The sequence below is a fragment of the Saccharothrix syringae genome (assembly GCF_009498035.1).
Taxonomy (GTDB): domain Bacteria; phylum Actinomycetota; class Actinomycetes; order Mycobacteriales; family Pseudonocardiaceae; genus Actinosynnema; species Actinosynnema syringae.
Genome location: NZ_CP034550.1, coordinates 1,424,287 through 1,442,989 on the forward strand (window position 1 = coordinate 1,424,287; position 18,703 = coordinate 1,442,989).

At 71.6% G+C, this 18,703-nt stretch carries 18 protein-coding genes, 2 tRNA genes and 1 pseudogene; 13 read left to right on the plus strand and 8 right to left on the minus strand.

Going from position 1 to position 18,703, the window contains the following annotated elements:
• Nucleotides 1-288: 288 nt before the first annotated feature.
• The gene (locus EKG83_RS06680; RefSeq protein WP_033427658.1) at nt 289-1,137 is read left to right on the plus strand and encodes a helix-turn-helix domain-containing protein; all 849 of its coding nucleotides are present in this window, start codon (nt 289-291) and stop codon (nt 1,135-1,137) included.
• On the plus strand, nt 1,137-1,403 hold the full coding sequence (locus tag EKG83_RS06685; protein ID WP_033427657.1) for a zinc finger protein: 267 nt from the start codon (nt 1,137-1,139) through the stop codon (nt 1,401-1,403). Before EKG83_RS06680 ends, EKG83_RS06685 begins: the two co-directional genes overlap by 1 nt.
• Nucleotides 1,404-1,566: 163 nt before the next feature.
• On the opposite strand, the gene pepN is transcribed toward EKG83_RS06685, so the two are convergent.
• Nucleotides 1,567-4,125 (minus strand): aminopeptidase N, encoded by a 2,559-nt coding sequence (gene pepN / locus EKG83_RS06690; protein WP_033427656.1) that lies wholly within the window; start codon nt 4,123-4,125, stop codon nt 1,567-1,569.
• Nucleotides 4,126-4,334: 209 nt separating this feature from the next.
• Here pepN and EKG83_RS06695 point away from each other — a divergent pair, with 209 nt between their 5' ends.
• The gene (locus EKG83_RS06695) at nt 4,335-4,949 is read left to right on the plus strand and encodes a mycothiol-dependent nitroreductase Rv2466c family protein (protein WP_033427655.1); all 615 of its coding nucleotides are present in this window, start codon (nt 4,335-4,337) and stop codon (nt 4,947-4,949) included.
• A 67-nt stretch (nt 4,950-5,016) separates the two neighbouring features.
• Nucleotides 5,017-6,372 (plus strand): aldehyde dehydrogenase family protein, encoded by a 1,356-nt coding sequence (locus tag EKG83_RS06700; protein ID WP_228122526.1) that lies wholly within the window; start codon nt 5,017-5,019, stop codon nt 6,370-6,372.
• Between the two features lie 155 nt (nt 6,373-6,527).
• Here EKG83_RS06700 and EKG83_RS06705 read toward each other — a convergent pair whose 3' ends face one another.
• On the minus strand, nt 6,528-7,244 hold the full coding sequence (locus tag EKG83_RS06705) for a 2-phosphosulfolactate phosphatase (RefSeq protein ID WP_033427654.1): 717 nt from the start codon (nt 7,242-7,244) through the stop codon (nt 6,528-6,530).
• A gap of 26 nt (nt 7,245-7,270) precedes the next feature.
• On the opposite strand from EKG83_RS06705, the gene EKG83_RS06710 reads away from it, so the two are divergent.
• The gene (locus EKG83_RS06710; protein ID WP_033427653.1) at nt 7,271-7,738 is read left to right on the plus strand and encodes a ribose-5-phosphate isomerase; all 468 of its coding nucleotides are present in this window, start codon (nt 7,271-7,273) and stop codon (nt 7,736-7,738) included.
• Between the two features lie 36 nt (nt 7,739-7,774).
• On the plus strand, nt 7,775-8,578 hold the full coding sequence (locus EKG83_RS06715) for an Fpg/Nei family DNA glycosylase (protein WP_033427652.1): 804 nt from the start codon (nt 7,775-7,777) through the stop codon (nt 8,576-8,578).
• A 25-nt stretch (nt 8,579-8,603) separates the two neighbouring features.
• Here EKG83_RS06715 and EKG83_RS06720 read toward each other — a convergent pair whose 3' ends face one another.
• A complete protein-coding gene (locus tag EKG83_RS06720; protein WP_033427651.1) occupies nt 8,604-9,383 on the minus strand; it encodes a hypothetical protein in 780 nt (259 codons plus the stop codon).
• A 45-nt stretch (nt 9,384-9,428) separates the two neighbouring features.
• Nucleotides 9,429-10,634: a GNAT family N-acetyltransferase gene (locus EKG83_RS06725; protein WP_033427650.1), complete on the minus strand. Its 1,206-nt coding sequence runs from the start codon at nt 10,632-10,634 to the stop codon at nt 9,429-9,431.
• A 121-nt stretch (nt 10,635-10,755) separates the two neighbouring features.
• On the opposite strand from EKG83_RS06725, the gene EKG83_RS48910 reads away from it, so the two are divergent.
• Complete coding sequence (locus tag EKG83_RS48910; protein ID WP_265590318.1) at nt 10,756-10,878, plus strand: hypothetical protein; 123 nt, start codon at nt 10,756-10,758, stop codon at nt 10,876-10,878.
• 70 nt (nt 10,879-10,948) lie between these two features.
• Nucleotides 10,949-11,569 carry a hypothetical protein gene (locus EKG83_RS06730; RefSeq protein WP_033427649.1) on the plus strand — a complete coding sequence of 207 codons (621 nt, stop codon included), beginning with the start codon at nt 10,949-10,951 and terminating at the stop codon, nt 11,567-11,569.
• A gap of 1,231 nt (nt 11,570-12,800) precedes the next feature.
• Here EKG83_RS06730 and EKG83_RS06735 read toward each other — a convergent pair.
• A tRNA-Gly gene (locus EKG83_RS06735) sits at nt 12,801-12,871 on the minus strand.
• 60 nt (nt 12,872-12,931) lie between these two features.
• Here EKG83_RS06735 and EKG83_RS06740 point away from each other — a divergent pair.
• Both EKG83_RS06740 and EKG83_RS46760 read left to right on the plus strand, forming a co-directional pair.
• Nucleotides 12,932-13,005: transfer RNA gene (locus EKG83_RS06740), tRNA-Pro, on the plus strand.
• A 57-nt stretch (nt 13,006-13,062) separates the two neighbouring features.
• Nucleotides 13,063-13,224, plus strand: a complete 162-nt coding sequence (locus EKG83_RS46760) for a hypothetical protein (RefSeq protein ID WP_170191740.1) — start codon at nt 13,063-13,065, stop codon at nt 13,222-13,224.
• On the opposite strand, the gene EKG83_RS06745 is transcribed toward EKG83_RS46760, so the two are convergent.
• The 3 genes and pseudogenes from EKG83_RS06745 to EKG83_RS47515 all read right to left on the minus strand — a co-directional run.
• On the minus strand, nt 13,221-13,472 hold the full coding sequence (locus EKG83_RS06745; RefSeq protein WP_033427648.1) for a hypothetical protein: 252 nt from the start codon (nt 13,470-13,472) through the stop codon (nt 13,221-13,223). The two genes, EKG83_RS46760 and EKG83_RS06745, sit on opposite strands and share 4 nt — an antisense overlap.
• Nucleotides 13,473-13,602: 130 nt before the next feature.
• Complete coding sequence (locus EKG83_RS06750; RefSeq protein WP_228122831.1) at nt 13,603-14,259, minus strand: LysR family transcriptional regulator substrate-binding protein; 657 nt, start codon at nt 14,257-14,259, stop codon at nt 13,603-13,605.
• A 126-nt stretch (nt 14,260-14,385) separates the two neighbouring features.
• Nucleotides 14,386-14,508: pseudogene (locus EKG83_RS47515) on the minus strand (LysR family transcriptional regulator); the annotation flags it as partial.
• Between the two features lie 1,386 nt (nt 14,509-15,894).
• Here EKG83_RS47515 and tig point away from each other — a divergent pair.
• From tig to EKG83_RS06765, 3 genes are all read left to right on the plus strand, one after another.
• On the plus strand, nt 15,895-17,271 hold the full coding sequence (gene tig / locus EKG83_RS06755; protein WP_033427646.1) for a trigger factor: 1,377 nt from the start codon (nt 15,895-15,897) through the stop codon (nt 17,269-17,271).
• A gap of 113 nt (nt 17,272-17,384) precedes the next feature.
• Nucleotides 17,385-17,993, plus strand: coding sequence for an ATP-dependent Clp protease proteolytic subunit (locus EKG83_RS06760; protein ID WP_084715923.1), 609 nt, complete (start codon nt 17,385-17,387; stop codon nt 17,991-17,993).
• 25 nt (nt 17,994-18,018) lie between these two features.
• A complete protein-coding gene (locus tag EKG83_RS06765) occupies nt 18,019-18,648 on the plus strand; it encodes an ATP-dependent Clp protease proteolytic subunit (protein WP_033427645.1) in 630 nt (209 codons plus the stop codon).
• Nucleotides 18,649-18,703 lie beyond the last annotated feature (55 nt).

Here is an 18,703-nt window from a genome sequence, read left to right on the forward strand (position 1 = left end):
TTCGGCGGGGCCCTGTTCCGATTGGGTGGATCGCTGCCCGAATTTGTTGCGCGAAAGCACCACGCGCCTGCGCGGTATTCGTCCGACGAGCTGGCGTCGACTGATTGAAGTGCTTTCCCGGGTGTTGCGCGAACGCGCCTCGAATTCGACGGGTTCCGGTGTATTCTGGAGCATAGCCGCAGCTAGAAGCGGTACAGCCGGTACATTCCGTCCCTCGAAAAGTGCATTGACGGCTACGTTTTACCTCGTGTCATCCTGGTGCGGAACAAATCCAGACCGAGGGGAACCATGCAGACGGACGAAAAGCAGTCCACCCGCCTGAGCACCGCGCGCAGCCGGGAGCTGGGGGAGGAACTGCGCCGCGTGCGGCACCGGGCCGGGATGTCGTCGGGGTTGGTCACCGAGGCGCTGGGCTGGTCGCTGGGAAAGCTGTCCAAGCTGGAGACCGGCACCCGCGGCACCAGCCCGTGGGAGATCGGCACCCTGCTCGGCCGGTGCGGCGCGGACAAGGCCACGCGCGAGCGCATCATGGCCATCGCCAACGAACCGGACACCGGCAGCTTCCTGCGCCGGCACGCCACGGCGGCGGACGACCTGCTCGCGGTGGCCCTGCACGAGGGCGTGGCCCGCGCGATCGCCACCTACGAGCCGATCACCGTCCCGAGCCTGGCCCAGACCGAGGACTACGCCCGCGCCCTCACCGGCGACCACGACCTGGCCGGTGCCCGCGTCGCCCGCCAGGAGAACCTGAACCGCGCCGACGGCCCCGACACCGTCGTCTACGTCCACGAGATCGCGCTGCGGCTCGTGGTCGGCGACGTCGGCGTCATGCGCGACCAGGTCCTGCACCTGACCGCGCTGTGCGGCCGGCCGCGGTACGGCCCGCGCGTCATCCCCATGACGGCGGCCGCCCACGCCGCGCTGCGCCACCCGGCCACCGTGCTGACGTTCAACGCCCCGTTCAAGCCCCTGGTCTACACCGAGACCGACGCGGCCACCGTCTTCCACGACGACCCCACCACCGTCACCGTCTACCAGGCGAAGATGCGCCGGCTGCACCGCCTGGCCCTCGACGCCGAACGCTCACGCGACCTCCTGGCCCGCTGGGCCGAGGTCTACGACAGGGAGACCCGCTGATGTCGCTGCGCCCGTTCCGCTGGCTGCCCCACAACGGCAAGCGCCACGCCGTGCCCGCCGAACTCGTGCCGAGGGACGCGGCCACCACGCTGTGCGGGGAGGAGCTGGTCATCCCGGTCCAGCGCGCCTCCTCCCTGGAGTGGTGCTGGCCGACGTGCACCGACTGCGACAGCGCCTGGCGGCGGGTCGAGCGCATCCCCGCGTTCCCGCGCCAGCGCACGGCCGCCTCGAAGCGGACCTGGAACATCCCGATCACCACCGGTTGACCGGGTTCCCGCGTCCGGCCGAGGCGCGCCCGCGGGGGCAGCGGCCCGCCGTTCGCGGTCTTCTGCGGCGAAGCGGGCCGTTCGACGCCCTTCCGCCGAAAACCCCGGACGAACGCGGCGGGGCGGCACCGACCAGCCGGTGCCGCCCCGCCCGCGCCCCGCGTCAGGACCGGTCGAACTCCTGGGCCGCCAGGGCGCGGACGATGCCCGCCCGCCCCTCCGACACCAGCCGCCGCAGGGCGGGTGGCCTCTCCTCGGCCAGCCAGGCGTCCGCGGCCGCGACCGTCTCCGGCGAGATCGACCACGACGGGAACAGCCCCACGACCACCGACTGCGCCCGCTCGCTCGACCGGCGGTCCCACACGTCCGCCACGTCGGCGAAGTACCGGGCCACGAACGGCTGGAGCAGGGTCTTCTGCCCGGGGTGGTGGATGCCCGCCACGATCGCCTCGGACACCGCGTTGGGCAGCTCGTCGTCGTTCACGGCGCGCTCCCACGCCTCGCCCTTCGCCTCCGGCGTCGGCCGCAGGGCCCGGGCCTGCTCGGCCTTGCGCAGGCCGGTGGCGGTCGGGTCCCGCTCCTCCTCGGCGTTGATCTCGTCCAGGCCCGCGGCACCGTGCGCGACCAGCGCGTGCAGCAGCCGCCACCGCAGGTCGGTGTCCACGACCAGGCCCTCCAGCACGTCGGTGCCGTCGAGCCAGCCGCGCAGCACCGCCGCGGTCGCCTCGTCCAGCACCGAACCCGCCAGCGAGTTCACGAACGCCAGCTGGTGGTCCGACCCCGGCTCCGCGGCCCGCGCCAGCTCCAGCGTCCGCGAGGTGAACCGCCGCCAGCCCTCCTCGCGCCACGACGCGTCGGCGTAGGAGGACAGCGCGGTCTGCGCCTGGAGCAGCAGCCGCTGCACCACGCCCACCTCGGTCTCCGCCGCCAGCCCGCCGAGCACCAGGTTCACGAAGTCGCGGGCCTTCAGCTCGGCCTCGCGCGTCATCTCCCACGCCGCCGACCAGCACAGGGTCCGCGGCAGCGGCTCGGCGATGTCGGAGATGTGGTCGATCAGCGACGCCAGCGAGTCCGGGTCCAGCCGCATCGTGCAGTAGGTCAGGTCGTCGTCGTTGACCAGCACCAGCTTGCCCCGGTGCACGCCGACCAGCTCGGGCACCTCGGTGCGCTCGCCCGACACGTCCAGCTCGACCCGGTGCTTGCGCACCAGCTTGCCGCCCTCGTCGTCGTAGACGCCGATGGCCAGCCGGTGCGTGCGCAGCTCGCCCGCGCCCGGCCGGGCACCGCCCTGGAGCACGGCGAACTCGGTGAACCGGCCCTCCGCGTCAACGGTGAACTTCGGGCGCAGCAGGTTCAGGCCGGTGGTCTCCAGCCACTGCGCGCTCCACCACGACAGGTCGCGGCCGGACGCCTCCTCCAGCGCGCCCAGCAGGTCGGCCAGCGTGGCGTTGCCCCAGGCGTGCTTGCCGAAGTACACCCGCAGGCCGGCCAGGAAGTTCTCCAGCCCCACGTACGCCACCAGCTGCTTGAGCACCGAGGCGCCCTTGGCGTAGGTGATGCCGTCGAAGTTGACCTCGACCGCCTGGAGGTCCTGGATGTCCGAGGCCACCGGGTGCGTGGACGGCAGCTGGTCCTGCCGGTAGGCCCAGGACTTCTCGATCTTGGCGAACGTGGTCCACGCCTGCCGGTACTCGGTCGCCTCGGCCTGGGCCAGCACCGACGCCCAGGTGGCGAACGACTCGTTCAGCCACAGGTCGTCCCACCAGCGCATGGTCACCAGGTCGCCGAACCACATGTGCGCCATCTCGTGCAGCACGGTCTCGGCGCGCCGCTCGTACAGGTAGCGGGTCACCCGGCTGCGGAAGACGTAGTCCTCCAGGAAGGTGACGCAGCCCGCGTTCTCCATCGCACCCGCGTTGAACTCGGGCACGAAGCACTGGTCGTACTTGCCGAACGGGTACTTGACCCCGAACGCGCCGTGGTAGAAGCCGAAACCCTGCTTGGTCTCGGTGAACAGGCGCTCGTGGTCCATGTGCCCGGCCAGCGACGCCCGGCAGTAGATGCCCAGCGGGATCGTCGTCGCACCGTCGGTGAACTCGTCCCGCCACTCCGCGTAGGGGCCCGCGACCAGCGCCACCAGGTAGGTGGACATGGGCTTGGTCGTCTCGAAGGAGTGCACGTCCGCGCCGCCGACGCCGTCCTCGGTGGACGCGATCGGGGCGTTGGAGATGACCTTCCAGTGGTGCGGCGCGGTCACCCTCAGCGTGTAGACGGCCTTGAGGTCGGGCTGGTCGAAGCAGGCGAACATGCGCTTGGCGTCGGCCGTCTCGAACTGCGAGTACAGGTAGACCTCGCCGTCCACCGGGTCGACGAACCGGTGCAGGCCCTCGCCGGTGTTGGTGTACCGGCAGTCGGCCTCGACGGTCAGCTCGTTGACGTCGGCGAGGTCGGGCAGGTGGAGCCCGTCCTCCTCGCGGTAGGTGGAGACGTCGAGCTCGCGGCCGTTGAGCACGGCGCGGTGGACGGTGGCGGCCACGACGTCGACCCACGAGGACGAGCCCGGCGTGCGGCTGCGGAACGCGACCGTCGTGGTGGAGCGGAACGTGTCCGAGCCGGGCTTGCCACCGCCGTCGGTCAGGTCCAGCTCGATCCGGTAGGAGTCGACTTCCAGCAGCGCAGAGCGTTGCTGCGCCTGGTCGCGGGTGAGGTTGGGTGCCGCCACTGGTCACCTCGTCTGCCGGCGCCTTCGGCGCTGACCTCGTCGGAACGGGGAACGTGTCGCGCGGGTGAACACGACAGTCGCATCCAATCACGAGGTGAGCCGAGAAGTGGACAGGCGTCCGAGGGAAGACTGCGTCACGTCGGTTCGTTGTCAACGACCGGGGGCCGCACCGGCGGCTACCGCGAACCGCCCACGAAGGGGAACGCACCATGTCGGCAGAGGGCACCACGAAGGTCGACTTCTACTTCGACCCGGTCTGTCCGTTCGCGTGGATCAGCTCTCGCTGGATCCTCGAGGTCGAGAAGCAGCGGGACATCGACCTGAACTTCCGCGTGATGAGCCTGTCGGTCCTGAACGAGGGGCGCGACCTGCCCGACGAGTACCGCGACATGCTCGACCGCGCCTGGGGGCCGGTGCGCGTGGCGATCGCGGCCGCCAAGCAGCACGGTGACGGCGTCCTGCGCGACCTCTACACCGCGCTGGGCACCCGCATCCACAACGAGGGCATCAAGGACTACGCCCAGGCCGTCAAGCTGGCGCTGGAGGAGGTCGGCCTGCCCGCCGAGCTGGCCGCGGCCGCCGACACCGACGAGCACGACGAGGAGCTGCGCGCCAGCCACCACCGGGGCATGGACCCGGTGGGCATGGACGTCGGCACGCCGACCATCCACATCGACGGCGTGGCGTTCTTCGGCCCGGTGCTGAGCAAGATCCCGCGGGGCCAGGACGCGCTGAACGTGTTCGACGGCGCCCGCGCGCTGGCGAGCTACCCGCAGTTCTTCGAGCTGAAGCGCACCCGGACCGGGGGGCTCGACTTCTCCTGAGGCGCCCGGTGTGACACTCTGGGGTGAAATTCGTCCGAGAGTGTCACACCGTCGTGCGGGGGTCGTCGTGATCGAGGTCGTCAACCCGGCCACCGAGGAGGTCCTGGGCACGGTCCGCGCCGGCACCGCCGGTGACGTCGACACCGCCGTGACCAGGGCCGTCACCGCGTTCCCGGCGTGGTCGGCGACGTCGGTGGCGGAGCGGCTGGCCGTGGTGCGGGCCGTGGTGGCCGGTCTGCGGGCGCGGGCCGACGAGCTGGCGTCCACCATGACCGCGGAGATGGGCACGCCCGTCACGTTCGCGCGGAAGGTGCAGGTGCCCAACCCCGTCGGCATCGCCGAGGGCATCGAGGCCGCGCTGGCGGGCGGGTACTTCGACGGCGAGGAGATCGGCAACTCGCTGGTGCTGCGCGAGCCGGTCGGCGTGGTCGCGGCGATCACGCCGTGGAACTTCCCGCTGCAGCAGATGGTGGCCAAGGTCGTGCCCGCCCTGGCGGCGGGGAACACCGTGGTGCTCAAGCCGAGCGAGCTGGCGCCGTTCACCGCCGACCTGCTGGCGTCGGTGCTGGCCGGGGCGGGGGTGCCCGACGGGGTGTTCTCGCTGGTCCACGGCACGGGACCGGTGGTCGGCGAGGCGTTGGCGGTTCACCCGATGGTGGACATGGTGTCCTTCACCGGGTCGACCCGGGCCGGGCGGCGGGTGGCGTCGCTGGCCGCCGACACGGTCAAGCGGGTGGCGCTGGAGCTGGGCGGCAAGTCCGCGAACGTCGTGCTGGACGACGCCGACCTCGCGCGGGCGGTGAAGATCGGCGTGGCCAACGCGTTCATGAACAACGGGCAGGCGTGCAGCGCGTGGACCCGGCTGCTGGTGCCCGCCGACCGCCACGACGAGGCGCTGGAGGCCGCCGTCGCCGCGGCGGCGAAGTACGAACCGGGCGACCCGGCCCTGCCCGCCACCCGCCTCGGGCCCGCCGTGTCGGCCGCCCAGCGCGACCGCGTCGTCGGCTACATCAGGCGCGGGGTCGAGGAGGGCGCCGAGCTGGCCCTGGGCGGCCCCGACGCGCCCACCTCGCGCGGGTTCCACGTCGCGCCGACGGTGTTCGGGCAGGTCAGGCCGGACATGACCATCGCGCAGGAGGAGATCTTCGGCCCGGTGCTGTCCGTGCTGCCCTACCGCGACGAGGACGACGCGGTGCGCATCGCGAACTCCACCGTCTACGGCCTGGGCGGCGCCGTGTTCTCCGCCGACCCCGACCGCGCCCTGGCGGTGGCCAGGCGCCTGCGCACGGGCCAGGTGGACATCAACGGCGCGGCGTTCAACACCAGCGCCCCGTTCGGCGGCTACCGCCAGTCGGGCAACGGCCGCGAGTTCGGCACCCACGGCCTGGCCGAGTTCACCGAGCTGAAGTCCATCCAACGCTGACCCACCCCGCGCGAGTCGAACCTCCAGACCCCGCGTGTCGAACGCCCAGACCCCCCGAGTTCTACGTTCAAGCACCCCTGCGGGGGTCGCGAACGTAGAACTCGGGGGTCGTGGAGGTTCGACACGACGGTGCCGGAGGTTCGACTCGCGCGGGTTCAGGGGCGTAGGGCGCCGTTGAGCAGGCGGGGGGCGGCGGTGCTGACGTTGACCTGGGCGGCCAGTTCGACGTCGGCGGCGTGCCCGGCGGCGATCAGCTCCCGGCCCGACACGCAGCCGGTGAGGGCGTCGGCCACCGAAGTTCGCTCGAACGTGTCAGCCGCCATTTCCGCCTCGACGGAAGCGGGGCCGTAGCCGCGCAGCGCCGACAGCACCGCGCCGGCCCCCAGCAGGTCCTCCACCGCCGGCCGCAGCGGCCCGAAGTCCGCCGCCTCGTCCGATGTGGTGATGTTCACGCCCCACCGCTCACCGCCGGGCACCACGCCGATCGGCCCGCCCGCGGCCAGCTCCCGCGCCGCCGCGGCCACCGCCGCCGCGTTGCGCAGGCACCCCGCCAGCACGACCGCCCCCGTGCCCGCCGCCAGGTCGCACAGCGTCGCCCCGTTCGGCGACGGCAGCTCCAGCTCCACCCCGGCCGGCACGTTCACCAGCGTCGACGGCCGCAGCGACCACGACGGGTCCGCCGGTTCCGCCGCCCGCGCCCGGTCGGACCACCGGATCGGCCGCACCGAACCCCCGCGCGCCACCACGACGTCCGCGGCCGTCGAGAACGACAGCACGTCCACCACCACGAGCACCGCGCACTCGACCCCGAGCGCGGTGACCCCCTCGCCGCCCCACTCCAGCCGCAGCCGGCGGCCCTCCTGCCCGAACATCGGGCCAGGATGGCAGACTCCCTGACGTGCGCGTTTACCTGGCATCAGACCACGCGGGCTTCGAGCTGAAGACCGCCCTCGCCAAGCACCTCGCCGAGGCCGGCCACGACGTGGTCGACGTCGGCCCCGCGGTGTACGACGCGGAGGACGACTACCCGCCGTTCTGCATCGAGGCGGCGAGCCGGGTCGTCGCGGAACCCGGCAGCCTCGGCGTCGTGATCGGCGGCTCCGGCAACGGCGAGCAGATCGCGGCCAACAAGGTGCCCGGCGCCCGCGCCGCGCTCGCCTACAGCGTGGAGACCGCGAAGCTGGCCCGCGAGCACAACGACGCCCAGCTCATCGGCGTCGGCGCGCGGATGCACACCACCGAGGAGGCGTTCGCGATCGTCGAGGCGTTCCTGGCCACCCCGTTCTCCGGGGCCGAGCGGCACGCCCGCCGCATCGACATCCTGCGCGACTACGAGCGGACCGGGCAGGCCCCGCCGCTGCCCTGACCGGCGGCACCCGGCACCACCGGGTAGTTTTCAGCCGTGCCTGAAGGTCACACCCTGCACCGCCTGGCGCGGCTGCACCAGCGCCGCTACGCGGGCTCGACCGTGCGCGTGTCGAGCCCGCAGGGCAGGTTCCCCGCGGGCCTGGTCGACGGTCGCCTGTTCGAGGGGGCCGAGGCCCACGGCAAGCACCTGTTCCACCACTACGGCCCGGACGCGACCGTGCACGTCCACCTGGGCCTGTACGGCTCGTTCACCGAGTCGCCGCACCCGGTCGTCGAGCCGGTGGGGCAGGTGCGGATGCGGGTGGTCGGCGCCACGCACTGGACGGACCTGCGCGGCCCGACCAGGTGCGAGGTGCTGACCGACGTGGAGGTCGACGCCCTGCGCGCCCGCCTCGGCCCGGACCCGCTGCGACCCGACGCCGAACCGGACCTGGCGTACGCGAAGGTGGCCGGGTCGCGGCAGTCGATCGCGGCGCTGCTGATGGACCAGGCCGTGCTGGCGGGCGTGGGCAACGTCTACCGCGCCGAAATCCTGTTCCGGCACCGCGTGCCCCCGTACACGCCCGGCAACCGGGTCGACAAGGCGCTGTGGGACGACATGTGGTGCGACCTGGCCGTGCTCATGGAGGGCGGGGTGGAGGTGGGCCGCATCGACACCGTGCGGCCCGAGCACCTGCCCGAGGCCATGGGGCGCGCCCCGCGCGAGGACCGGCACGGCGGCGAGGTGTACGTCTACCGCCGCACCGGGCTGCCGTGCCTGGTGTGCGGCACGCCCGTGGTCTCGGCCGCGCTGGTCGGGCGCACCCTCTACTGGTGCCCGACCTGCCAGGCGGGCTGACCGCGCCGGGCCGGGCCCCGAACCGTCAGAAGTCGAACCCGCCGAAGTCGCCGCCGAAGTCCCCGCCGCCGAAATCGCCGCCGCCGAAGTCACCGCCCATGTCACCGCCCATGTCCCCGCCGGCGTCGCCCATGTCACCGCCGTCGCCCGCGTCCGCGCCGTCCGCGTAGCCGTCGGCGTAGGCGTCCGCGGCCGCGACACCGGCCATGCCCGAGAACATGGCGCTGAACAGCAGCATCGAGCCCAGCCCCCAGGCACCCGCGACCAGCGCGGGCTTCCACCACGGCTCGGAGTACCAGCCCTGCGGCACCGGCCGCCCCGCCACGATGCCACCCGGGTAGTAGTGCGGCGTGCGCGAACCCGGCCGCGGCGAGGCCGCGTAGTGGTGGCCCTCCACCGTGACGTCGCGCTCCTCGGACACCCGCCCGGCGCGGCCCTGACCGGTGAGGTCGGGCAGCTCGGGGCCCGGGTCGAGGCCCATCGCGGTGCGCGCGGCCCGCACGTAGTACAGGCCCTCCATCGCGGTCTGGGTGACCAGCCGGCACTGCTCGACCGTGCGCGCCTGCTCCATCTGCGACCCGGCCGCGGTGAACCGCTCGGACGCGTCCGCCAGCGCCTGCTGGGAGGCGACGTCCGTGCCGGTCAGGTTCACCACCTGGCCGCCGAGCCGCTCCACCCAGCGCCGGGCCTCGGCCTGGGCGTCCTCCAACTGCCTGCGGCGCTTCGCCGCGGCGTTGTTCGCGAGCAGCCAGCCCGCGCCCACGACGACGACCAGCAGGACGACCAGCACGATCCCGGTGCTCATGCAGTGCACAACGCCGGGCGGGGGCGTGCGGGTTCCCGCACCGGGTCAGAACACCTCCGGGCAGTGGGGCTCGTGGTCGCCCAGGAACGCGTGCGACAAGGCGTTGAGGGACCCCGGCGTGATCTCGCGCACCCGCTGGGCGCGCGCCAGGGACGTCAACCGCGTGCCGCCCAGGTAGGCCGCGCCCAGCGCCTGCACGTCCAGTTCGACGTCCGGGTCGTCGTCCACCCGCTGCGCGGTCGCCTCGCCGCCCTTCACGGTCAACCGCACGCGGCCGGCGTTCCACGGGCAGAACCCGTCGGACACCGCCAGCACCACGTCCACGTCCGAGCCGTAGCGGCGCTGGGCGAGCGCGCGGTCGACGTCCACCAGGCGCACCCACAGCGAGTCGCTGCGGCTGCGCAGCGCGAGCCGCACGTCGGCCAGCAGGTGGAGGACCGGGTCGTCGGAGGCGGTGAAGAACTTCAGCTCGCCGATCAGGTCCATGTCCAGCAGGTGCCGGTAGAGCGCCGCGTACGCCTCGGGGGTGAGCGCCGCGATCTCCCGCACGTGCAGCTCGCCGCGCGGACCGCGTTCCTGCCAGTCCTGCTTGACCCGGTACACCGCGTAGCCCTCGGGGTGCTTCACGTACTTGTAGGCGCTCAGCCCGCCGCGGTCGTGCTCCTCGTCGGCGAAGTGGTGCCCCCACTGGGCGTCGTTGCGGCTCAGCCAGCCCGTGCGGCTCGGGCGCAACGCCTCGTAGACGTCCCTCATGTGCGGCATCGCCTCGTCGCGGGGCACCTCGCGGACCCGCGCGCCGCCCAGCGACACGCCGGGGTGGAACGCCGCGTTCTTCGGCACGGACAGCCGCGCGAACTCGGCCGCGAGCCCGTAGCCGAACCGCCCGTAGATCGCCGCCTCCGACGCCCACAGCGCCGCCACGGCCTCGCCACCGTCGCGCAGGTCGTCCAGTTGGCCGCGCATGACCCGGGTGAGCACGCCGCGCCGGCGGTGGTCCGGTTTGACGACCACGGACGTGACGGCGGCGACCGGCTGCGGACCGCCGCCGGGCACGGTCATCTCACGCGTCTGCACACCACCGCCGCCGACCATCTCGTCACCGTCGAACACGGCGTGCGTGCGCCCGGGCTCGAACAGGTCGCCGTAGCGGTCGAGCCGGTCCTCGCGCACGTCGTTGAGGAACGCCGCGTCGACGACGCGCTGGAAGTCGTGGAGGTCGTCCGGGGTCAGCGTGCGGAGGGTGAGCGCCATGAGCAGTTCATACGCCGGTGGCGCGGCCCGCGCGATCCCAATTCGGGGCCGCCCGACCCCGTGGCGGGCCGTCCGCTCGGTTCACCGTGAAGTGCGGTCACGCGGGGAGCACACTGTGGCGATGGACAAGCTGCGGGTGGTCCTGAGATGCCTGGTGTCGTTCACCATCGGGCTGCTCATGGTGCTGCTGGCGATCCGCTTCGGCGAGGCCCTGTGGCGCGCGCTGGTGTCGTACGGCAGGTAGGCCGTTCGGGGGAGGGGGCATCCGGCCGCTTCCGGGGACGGCGGTCCGGGCGTCGTGCTGACATGGGGGCATGACGTGGGACCCGTTCGGGACGTTGGCGCGAACCCTGTGGATCACCGGTGGGCAGTGGGCGGGCAAGAGCACCGTCGCGGACATCCTCGCGGTCCGATGTGGACTGACCGCGTACCACTACGACTACCACGACGCCCGGGGGCACCTGGACCGGCGGATCGCCGCCGGGGTCGAGCTGCCGGACGCGGAGCAGGACTACGTGCGGGACACGCCCGAGCGGACGGCGGCCCGCGTGCTCGCCGGGTTCCCCCGGCGCTTCGAGTGGGCGCTGGACGACCTGCGCGCGCTGGTGTCGGGGCGGCCGGTCATCGCCGAGGGGTGGGGCCTGCGGCCCGAGCTGGTGGTGCCGATCGCCCGTTCGACGAGGCAGGTGCTGGTCATGGTGCCGACCGAGGGGTTCCGCCGGTACCAGGCCGCCACCCTGCCGCGGGCGGGGGCGCTGTCGCAGCCGGTGAGCGACCCGGAACTGGCCCAGCGCAACCGCCTGGAACGCGATCGGCTGATCGCCGCGGACGCGGTGCGCAGCGCGCGCGAGCTGGGGGTCCGGGTGCTGGAGGTGGACGGGTCGCGGGACGCCGAGGCCGTGGCCGACGTGGTGGCCGACCACTTCGGGCTCTAGGTGGGTCGCGGGAGGCGGACGGGGGAGTCGTCCCGGGTCGGTTCGGCTCCCGCGACCCGGTCGATCGGCTTTGTGGATTTTTTGCGGGTCCACCGGCGGAAATCGATCGCGGCGCGCGCAGGGGTTTGCGGGGGGCGTGCGTCAAGTTGTTCTGGTGCCACTTCGGCGTGGGAGTCGGGCGGCGGTAATGCGGGCCTGCGCGGGCCCGGAGCGTCGGTCGGGCGAGTCGCCGGGAACAGCCGGAAGTCGGGTTCCCGGCGACTCGGGTGACCGGCCCAATAGCCCCTGGCGGGGCTCGGTCGTGGCGAGGATATCCGTCACTCGGGGGCGTGCGTCAAGACCGCGGCGCTGCCCCGAATGCTTGAAAAATGACGGTCGTCGTACCGGTGGTACACGTCGGTGTTTGGTTATTCACCCCCTGGTCGGCTTGTTGGCCAGGCTTGTCCGGGCTGGTGGGCGCGGCGGGCTGAACGGGGCGCGGCGGGACGGCGCACGGCCGCCTGTGACCAGTCGGCGACGGAGGCGCGCATCGGGATCGGCGCTCTGCCGTTCCTGTTCGAACAGTGCAACGAGATCCCCGATCGCATTCGCACGCAAGGATTGGGGAACCGCGAGACCCGGTTCGAGTTCTCGACTGATCTCTTCTCGCTGGTTGGTGTGAATCGCCGGTAACTGTCCGACGGTGTTGGCGGGCCTTGGGCTTTCCCCGGCGACTCGTGTGACCGGCACACATCGGCTGATCAAAGGGGGCCGGTCGTGTCGAGGGTATCTGGCGTTGAGGGACGTGCGCTTCGCTGTGCTTGTCCGGGGTGGCTGCCGTTGATTTTCGCCCCCACGGGGCGTGCGTGATGGGTGGTGGGAAGTGGGTGGATCCGGTTCTGTTGTCGGTGGTCGAGCGGCAGACGAGATCGAGAAGCACCTCGGCGCGTTCGTCGACGCGGCCAGGAAATTTGCCGGTGCGCCGGACGTCCACCTGCATGACCTTCGGCGCACCGGCAACACCCTGGCGGCGGAAACCGGGGCGACGCCGCGTGAGCTGGTGGACCGGACGGGGCACAGCTCCACCCGTGCGGCTCCACGCCCGGGAGGAGCGGGGCCGGACGGTCGCGGCGGGCATCGAGGCCGTGGGCGAGGACCAACGGGCACGCGAGGGGCGCGGAAGAGTCGCGAAAACGAAAAGACCGCCCACAAAGGACGGTCCGCAAGCGCTCTACCAGCAGAAGAAGCGGAGAGCGGGTGACGGGAATCGAACCCGCATGACCAGCTTGGAAGGCTGGGGCTCTACCATTGAGCTACACCCGCACGCGCTCACCGGGGTGGGCGCGGGATCAGCTTAGCCGGTCGCGATAGGCTGGTGCGGACCGGGGCGTGGCGCAGTTTGGTAGCGCACCCGCTTTGGGAGCGGGGGGTCGCAGGTTCAAATCCTGTCGCCCCGACGGTTGCCCTGGCCGACCCGACGGGTTGGTCAGGGCCCTCCCGGGTAGCCCCCGCGCATGACCACCACACCGTTCGAGCCCCACCCCGAGTTCGGCAAGCCCCGCATCGCGGCCGCGGACCCCGGGCCGGGGGCGCCCGAGCAGGCCGAGGGGTTCGGGGTCCAGGCCGAGGACTCCGACCACGAGCACGACGTGCGCCCGGCCGACGACGGGGACTAGCCGCCCAGCTCGTTGACCGCCGTCGACACGGCGGCGGCCTGCTGCTCCAGCTCGTGGTCGGTCGAGTCCTCGCGAACGCCCCGTCCCAGCAGCTCCTGGCGGGACACCAGGAGCAGGGCACCGCGGTAGGCGTCGGTGTCCAGGTCGTCCACCTGGACGACCTCCACGCGCCCCTCGACCAGCACGAGGGTGGGGTCCGGGAGGCTGGAGGCCAGCAGGTCGCGCAGGTCACTGCCCTTGACGGTCATGACGTCCGGCCTACCCCCCGTGCGGCCGGCGAAACCGACCGGCGAAACCGGCCCCGGCGGCGAGACGCAGCGGCCGTTCTTGAGCACACCCGCGCCCGGGTGCTCAAGAACGGCTCGACGACCACCCCGGTCAGGCCGGTGTCGCGACCTGTTCGCTCACCACCTGCGCCGCGGCGGACACGAGTGCCGTGACCGACGGGTTGGTGGAGTTGTCCTGCCGCCACGCGAACTGCGTGTAGACCCGGAACGGCGGCACCCACGGCAGGCGGCACAGCCTGCCGTCGGCCAGTTCGGCGGCCACCGTCACCTCGGGCACCAGCGAGATGCCCAGGCCCGAGGCGACCGCCCGCTTGGCGGCGTCGATCGAGTCCAGCGCCAGCACCGGCGACCGCGACTCCGCGTCCTGCAGCCCCAGCGCCTGCTCGAACTGCTCGTAGTAGCTGGCGCCGTTCTCGGCCCGGATGAGCGTGCTGCCGCGCAGCTCGTCCTCGGTGATCACCGACCGCCTGGTCAGGGCGTGGGTCGGACCGGCCACCATGACCAGCGGCTCGGGGCAGAGCACGGTCGTCTCCAACCCCTCGCGGGGCTCGACGGAGCCGATGAAGAACGTGCAGTCCAGCCGGCCCTCGCGCACCGCGGTCAGGTTGGCCTGGGTGTTCCGCGAGTGCAGGGAGATCTGGACGCTCGGGTACCGCCAGCACATGTACTCGATGAGTGGTAGCAGACGGTAGTCGGTCAGGCTCTGCGCGCTGCCGATGACCAGCTTGCCGTGCGGCTCGCCGTTCATCGTGATCGCTTTCCTGGCCTTGTCGGTCAGGGTGATTATGTTCCGGGCGAACGGCAGCAGTTCGACCCCGGCCGAGGTCATCTGGATGCCGCGTGGAAGCCTTCGGAACAGCGGCACCCCGAGGGTTTCTTCCAGTGCTTTGATCCGCGTGGTGATGGTCGGCTGCGAGCAATTCAGCGTGGCGGCTGCCTTGGTGAAACTGCCCGTTTGAACCACAGTCGTGAACGCCAAAAGCTGACGCGTCTCCATGGAGCTCCCCAACGGTACGTGAAAGTGGTCCGCGAGAGGCCGGTGCGGGACGGCATCGCGATCGCCGGTTTCATGGCGGCAGTTGACCTGGTCGCGCCCGCGAGCTGGGGCGACCGGGAGTTGATCAACATCGCCGCGTAACCGCCAGGGGCGCCGCCCGGTGTGCGCGCGGCGTACCCGGAACCCGTCGTGCACCGAGGTGACGGTCCGTGTTCGAAGTTGGTCCCGAACTGATGTTCGGCAGCGGCGGAATGGATCTCATCGGGTCATCGGCACCTTGTCTGGTAGGTGGTTAAAGAGCGCGATGACATTGTCTCGCTCGTTCCTGTCGGTCGTCGTTGTCGGACGCGTCCGCTGCTGACCCCCCAGAACGTTCCGACAACCTTGAAAACATTCCTCCCAACGTGCGGGTCCGGGCGTCACGCTACCTGAAACCCACACTAATGGACTACGGCGAGTGGAGTCATCTCGACAAGTGAAAGTTTTCCGTCGAGCACTGCTCCGAACGGCCCTAATTCACCCCTTGTGGTCAACCTCCCCGTGCGTCCGGTTGCACATGGTTACTCGTTGCTGCTGCATCCGTGTTACACGATCAACATCCGATCTCTCCACGTGCTGACGCCCTCCGCAGGGCCGATGGCTCCCACCGTCACCTGAACGGACCAGTGATGAAGGGTTCCGCTGAGCCTGAAGGGTGAACGCGGGCGGCTGGATGGTCCCCGGCCAAGACGCTGATCGACTCGTACACACCTGGCGCAACGACGGCGACGCCGCGTGGTGTGGCCGGTTCCGGCGCTCCGGGCGATGTCTGCCCGCAAGACCTACGACCTCTGCCCCGGCTCCCCCTCGGCACGCGCTCGCACCAGCGGTTTAGAGCCGGTGTTGTGTTTCCGGTCCGCCGCCCGGCGCGGCGGGCCGGTGCCCGCCCCGCGCCCCGCCCGGGACGGGCGTCCGGGCCCAGCGATCGGAGGGGTGCGGCGCCGGCCGCTGAGACGGGGCGGGCGTCCGGTAGGGGGATCGCGGCACCGCCGGCGGGGTGGCGAACGGCCGATCGGCGCTTCGGGGACGAAGCGTGCGAACGGCCCAGCGGGCCACCGGCGCGAACAGGGGTGAACAGCCGATCCCGAACCCGCCGGACAAGGCCGTCAAACGGGCGCCGGCGCGGGGAGTTGACGAATTGCGGGCGGATCACCGCAATGCGATTCCCGCCGGCACCGCAATGCCGCGACAATGCCCGCGCCGGCGCCGCGGCACCGCGACCGGCCGCCCGGAGCCGGGGTGCCGCCTCCGTCACACCCGGCGACCGCCTAGACTCAAGCGAATCCCGGCGCGCCCCACCGTGCCCCGGGACGTTCCGCACGTCCTGCCCGTTACGAGGAGACCACGTTGAAGAGCACCGTCGAGCACCTGAGCCCGACGCGGGTCCGGATCAACGTCGAGGTGCCGTTCGACGAGCTCAAGTCGGACTTCGACCGCGCCTACCGCAAGCTGGCCAAGCAGGTCCGCATCCCCGGCTTCCGCCCCGGCAAGGCCCCGGCCCGCGTGCTGGAGAGCCGCATCGGCCGCGCGCCCGTCCTGGACGAGGTCGTCCAGGAGGCCATCCCGGCCAAGTACCTGGAGGCCGTCACCAGCGGCGAGATCCGGACCCTGGGCCGCCCCGACTTCGAGGTGACCAAGATCGAGGACGGGGAGTCCCTGGCGTTCACCGCCGAGGTCGACGTCCGCCCCGAGATCACGGTCCCCGCGTTCGGCGAGCTGTCCGTCACCGTCGACGACCAGGAGGTCACCGACGAGGACGTGGACACCCAGCTGGACGACCTGCGCGCCCGCTTCGCCACCCTGACCGGCGTCAAGCGCCCCGCGCAGGAGGGCGACTTCGTCGTCGTCGACCTGTCCGCGAGCGTGGACGGCGAGGAGGTCGAGGAGGCCAAGACCACCGGCCTGTCCTACGAGATCGGCTCCGGCCAGCTGGTCGAGGGCATCGACGAGGCCCTGGTCGGCGCCTCCGAGGGCGAGACCAAGAACTTCACCACCACCCTGGTGGCCGGTGAGCACGCGGGTCGCGACGCCGAGGTCACGGTCACGCTGAACTCCGTCAAGGAGCGCCAGCTGCCCGACCTCGACGACGAGTTCGCGCAGCTGGCCAGCGAGTTCGACACGCTGGAGGAGCTCAAGGCCGACCTGCGCACCCGCCTGGGCCGGGTCAAGAAGATGCAGCAGGGCGTCCAGGCCCGCGACAAGGTGCTGGAGGCGCTGCTGGCCAGCGTCGACGTGCCGCTGCCCGAGGCCGTCGTCAAGAGCGAGATCGAGGCCCGCGAGCACGACGCCGTGCACGCCCTGGACCACGACGAGGCGCGCTTCGCCCAGTGGCTGGAGGAGCAGGGCCAGACCCGCGAGCAGTTCGACACCGAGGTGCGCGAGGCGTCCGAGCAGGCGGTCAAGACCCAGCTCGTGCTCGACGCCATCGCCGACGCCGAGCAGCTCAGCGTGACCGACCAGGAGCTGACCGAGCGGATCATCTACCAGGCCCAGCGGTTCGGCATCAGCCCCGACGAGTACGTCAAGCGGGCGCAGCAGTCGGGCCAGCTCGGCGCGATCTTCGCCGACGTGCGCCGGGGCAAGGCGCTGGCCTCGGTCGTGCGCCAGGCCACCGTGACCGACTCCGCCGGCAACGCCCTGGACCTCGACGAGCTGTTCGGCGAGCCGAGGACCGAGGCGAACGCCGAGGAGAAGTCCACTGAGGATTCCGCGACCGCGGAGTGAAGCCCTGAGCGAACGCGGGCGGTGTCGGGAAGTCGACGCCGCCCGCCTTCGTTAAGGTCGTTGCTACGTGACTCTTTTCGGCACAGCTAGTCGGCAAAGTTAGGCAGGCAGACGTGACGCAGCACTCTCTCCCGGCGCCCGTGATGCGAGCGGCCTCGGGGATGAACCTCAACGACTCGGTCTACGAGCGCCTGCTCCGCGAGCGGATCATCGTGCTGGGGTCGCAGGTCGAAGAGGGCATCGCCAACCAGATCGTGGCCCAGCTCCTGCTCCTGGCGGCGGAGGACCCGGAGAAGGACATCACCTTCTACATCAACTCGCCCGGCGGCTCGGTGACCGCGGGCATGGCGATCTACGACACGATGCAGCTCATCGAGCCCGACGTGGCCACCTACGCGATGGGGCTCGCGGCGTCGATGGGCCAGTTCCTGCTCTCCGCCGGCGCCCGCGGCAAGCGGCACGCCCTCCCGCACGCGCGCATCCTCATGCACCAGCCCTCGGCGGGCGTGGGCGGCACCGCGGCGGACATCGCGATCCAGGCGGACATGCTCGTCCGGACCAAGCAGGAGATGGCCGAGCTGATCGCCGAGCACACCGGTCAGCCGGTCGAGCGCATCATCGCCGACTCGGACCGCGACCGCTGGTTCACCGCCCAGGAAGCCCTGGAGTACGGCTTCGTGGACAAGGTGATCAGCCGGGCCAGCCAGGCATCGACCAACTGACCGCGAGCACCCAGGAGACACCGAAGTGAGCCAGTTCCACGCGCCGCAGTCCCGGTACGTGCTCCCGTCGTTCGTCGAGCGCACCAGCTACGGCATCAAGGAGTCCAACCCGTACAACAAGCTGTTCGAGGAGCGCATCATCTTCCTCGGCGTGCAGGTGGACGACGCGTCGGCCAACGACGTGATGGCCCAGCTGCTGGTGCTGGAGTCCGAGGACCCGGACCGCGACATCCTGATGTACATCAACTCGCCGGGTGGCTCGTTCACCTCGCTGATGGCCATCTACGACACCATGCAGTTCGTCCGCCCGGACATCCAGACCTACTGCCTGGGCCAGGCGGCCTCCGCCGCCGCCGTCCTGCTGGCGGCGGGCACGCCCGGCAAGCGGCACGCGCTGCCCAACTCCCGCATCCTGATCCACCAGCCGGCCACCGAGGGCGTCTACGGGCAGGTCTCCGACCTGGAGATCCAGTCCAACGAGATCCAGCGCGTGCGCCGTTTGATGGAGACCACGCTCGCCCGGCACACCAGCCGCTCGCCCGAGCAGGTGCGCCTGGACATCGAGCGCGACAAGATCCTCACGGCCGAGGAGGCCAAGGACTACGGCATCGTCGACAGCGTCCTGCCGTACCGGAAGCTCTCGGCGTCCAAGTAGTGGGCGTGACCCCCGACACGCCGAGCCGACCAGGGGTCCTGCGCGGTTCGGGGTG

Excerpts from the sequence above, each read along its gene's own strand:
- EKG83_RS06680 (WP_033427658.1), top strand. The coding sequence starts at position 289 with ATGCAGACGGACGAAAAGCAGTCCACCCGCCTGAGCACCGCGCGCAGC.
- EKG83_RS06685 (WP_033427657.1), top strand. The coding sequence starts at position 1,137 with ATGTCGCTGCGCCCGTTCCGCTGGCTGCCCCACAACGGCAAGCGCCAC.
- EKG83_RS06695 (WP_033427655.1), top strand. The coding sequence starts at position 4,335 with ATGTCGGCAGAGGGCACCACGAAGGTCGACTTCTACTTCGACCCGGTC.
- EKG83_RS06705 (WP_033427654.1), bottom strand. The coding sequence starts at position 7,244 with ATGTTCGGGCAGGAGGGCCGCCGGCTGCGGCTGGAGTGGGGCGGCGAG.
- EKG83_RS06720 (WP_033427651.1), bottom strand. The coding sequence starts at position 9,383 with ATGAGCACCGGGATCGTGCTGGTCGTCCTGCTGGTCGTCGTCGTGGGC.
- EKG83_RS06725 (WP_033427650.1), bottom strand. The coding sequence starts at position 10,634 with ATGGCGCTCACCCTCCGCACGCTGACCCCGGACGACCTCCACGACTTC.
- EKG83_RS48910 (WP_265590318.1), top strand. The coding sequence starts at position 10,756 with ATGGACAAGCTGCGGGTGGTCCTGAGATGCCTGGTGTCGTTCACCATC.
- EKG83_RS06730 (WP_033427649.1), top strand. The coding sequence starts at position 10,949 with ATGACGTGGGACCCGTTCGGGACGTTGGCGCGAACCCTGTGGATCACC.
- EKG83_RS46760 (WP_170191740.1), top strand. The coding sequence starts at position 13,063 with ATGACCACCACACCGTTCGAGCCCCACCCCGAGTTCGGCAAGCCCCGC.
- EKG83_RS06745 (WP_033427648.1), bottom strand. The coding sequence starts at position 13,472 with ATGACCGTCAAGGGCAGTGACCTGCGCGACCTGCTGGCCTCCAGCCTC.
- EKG83_RS06750 (WP_228122831.1), bottom strand. The coding sequence starts at position 14,259 with ATGAACGGCGAGCCGCACGGCAAGCTGGTCATCGGCAGCGCGCAGAGC.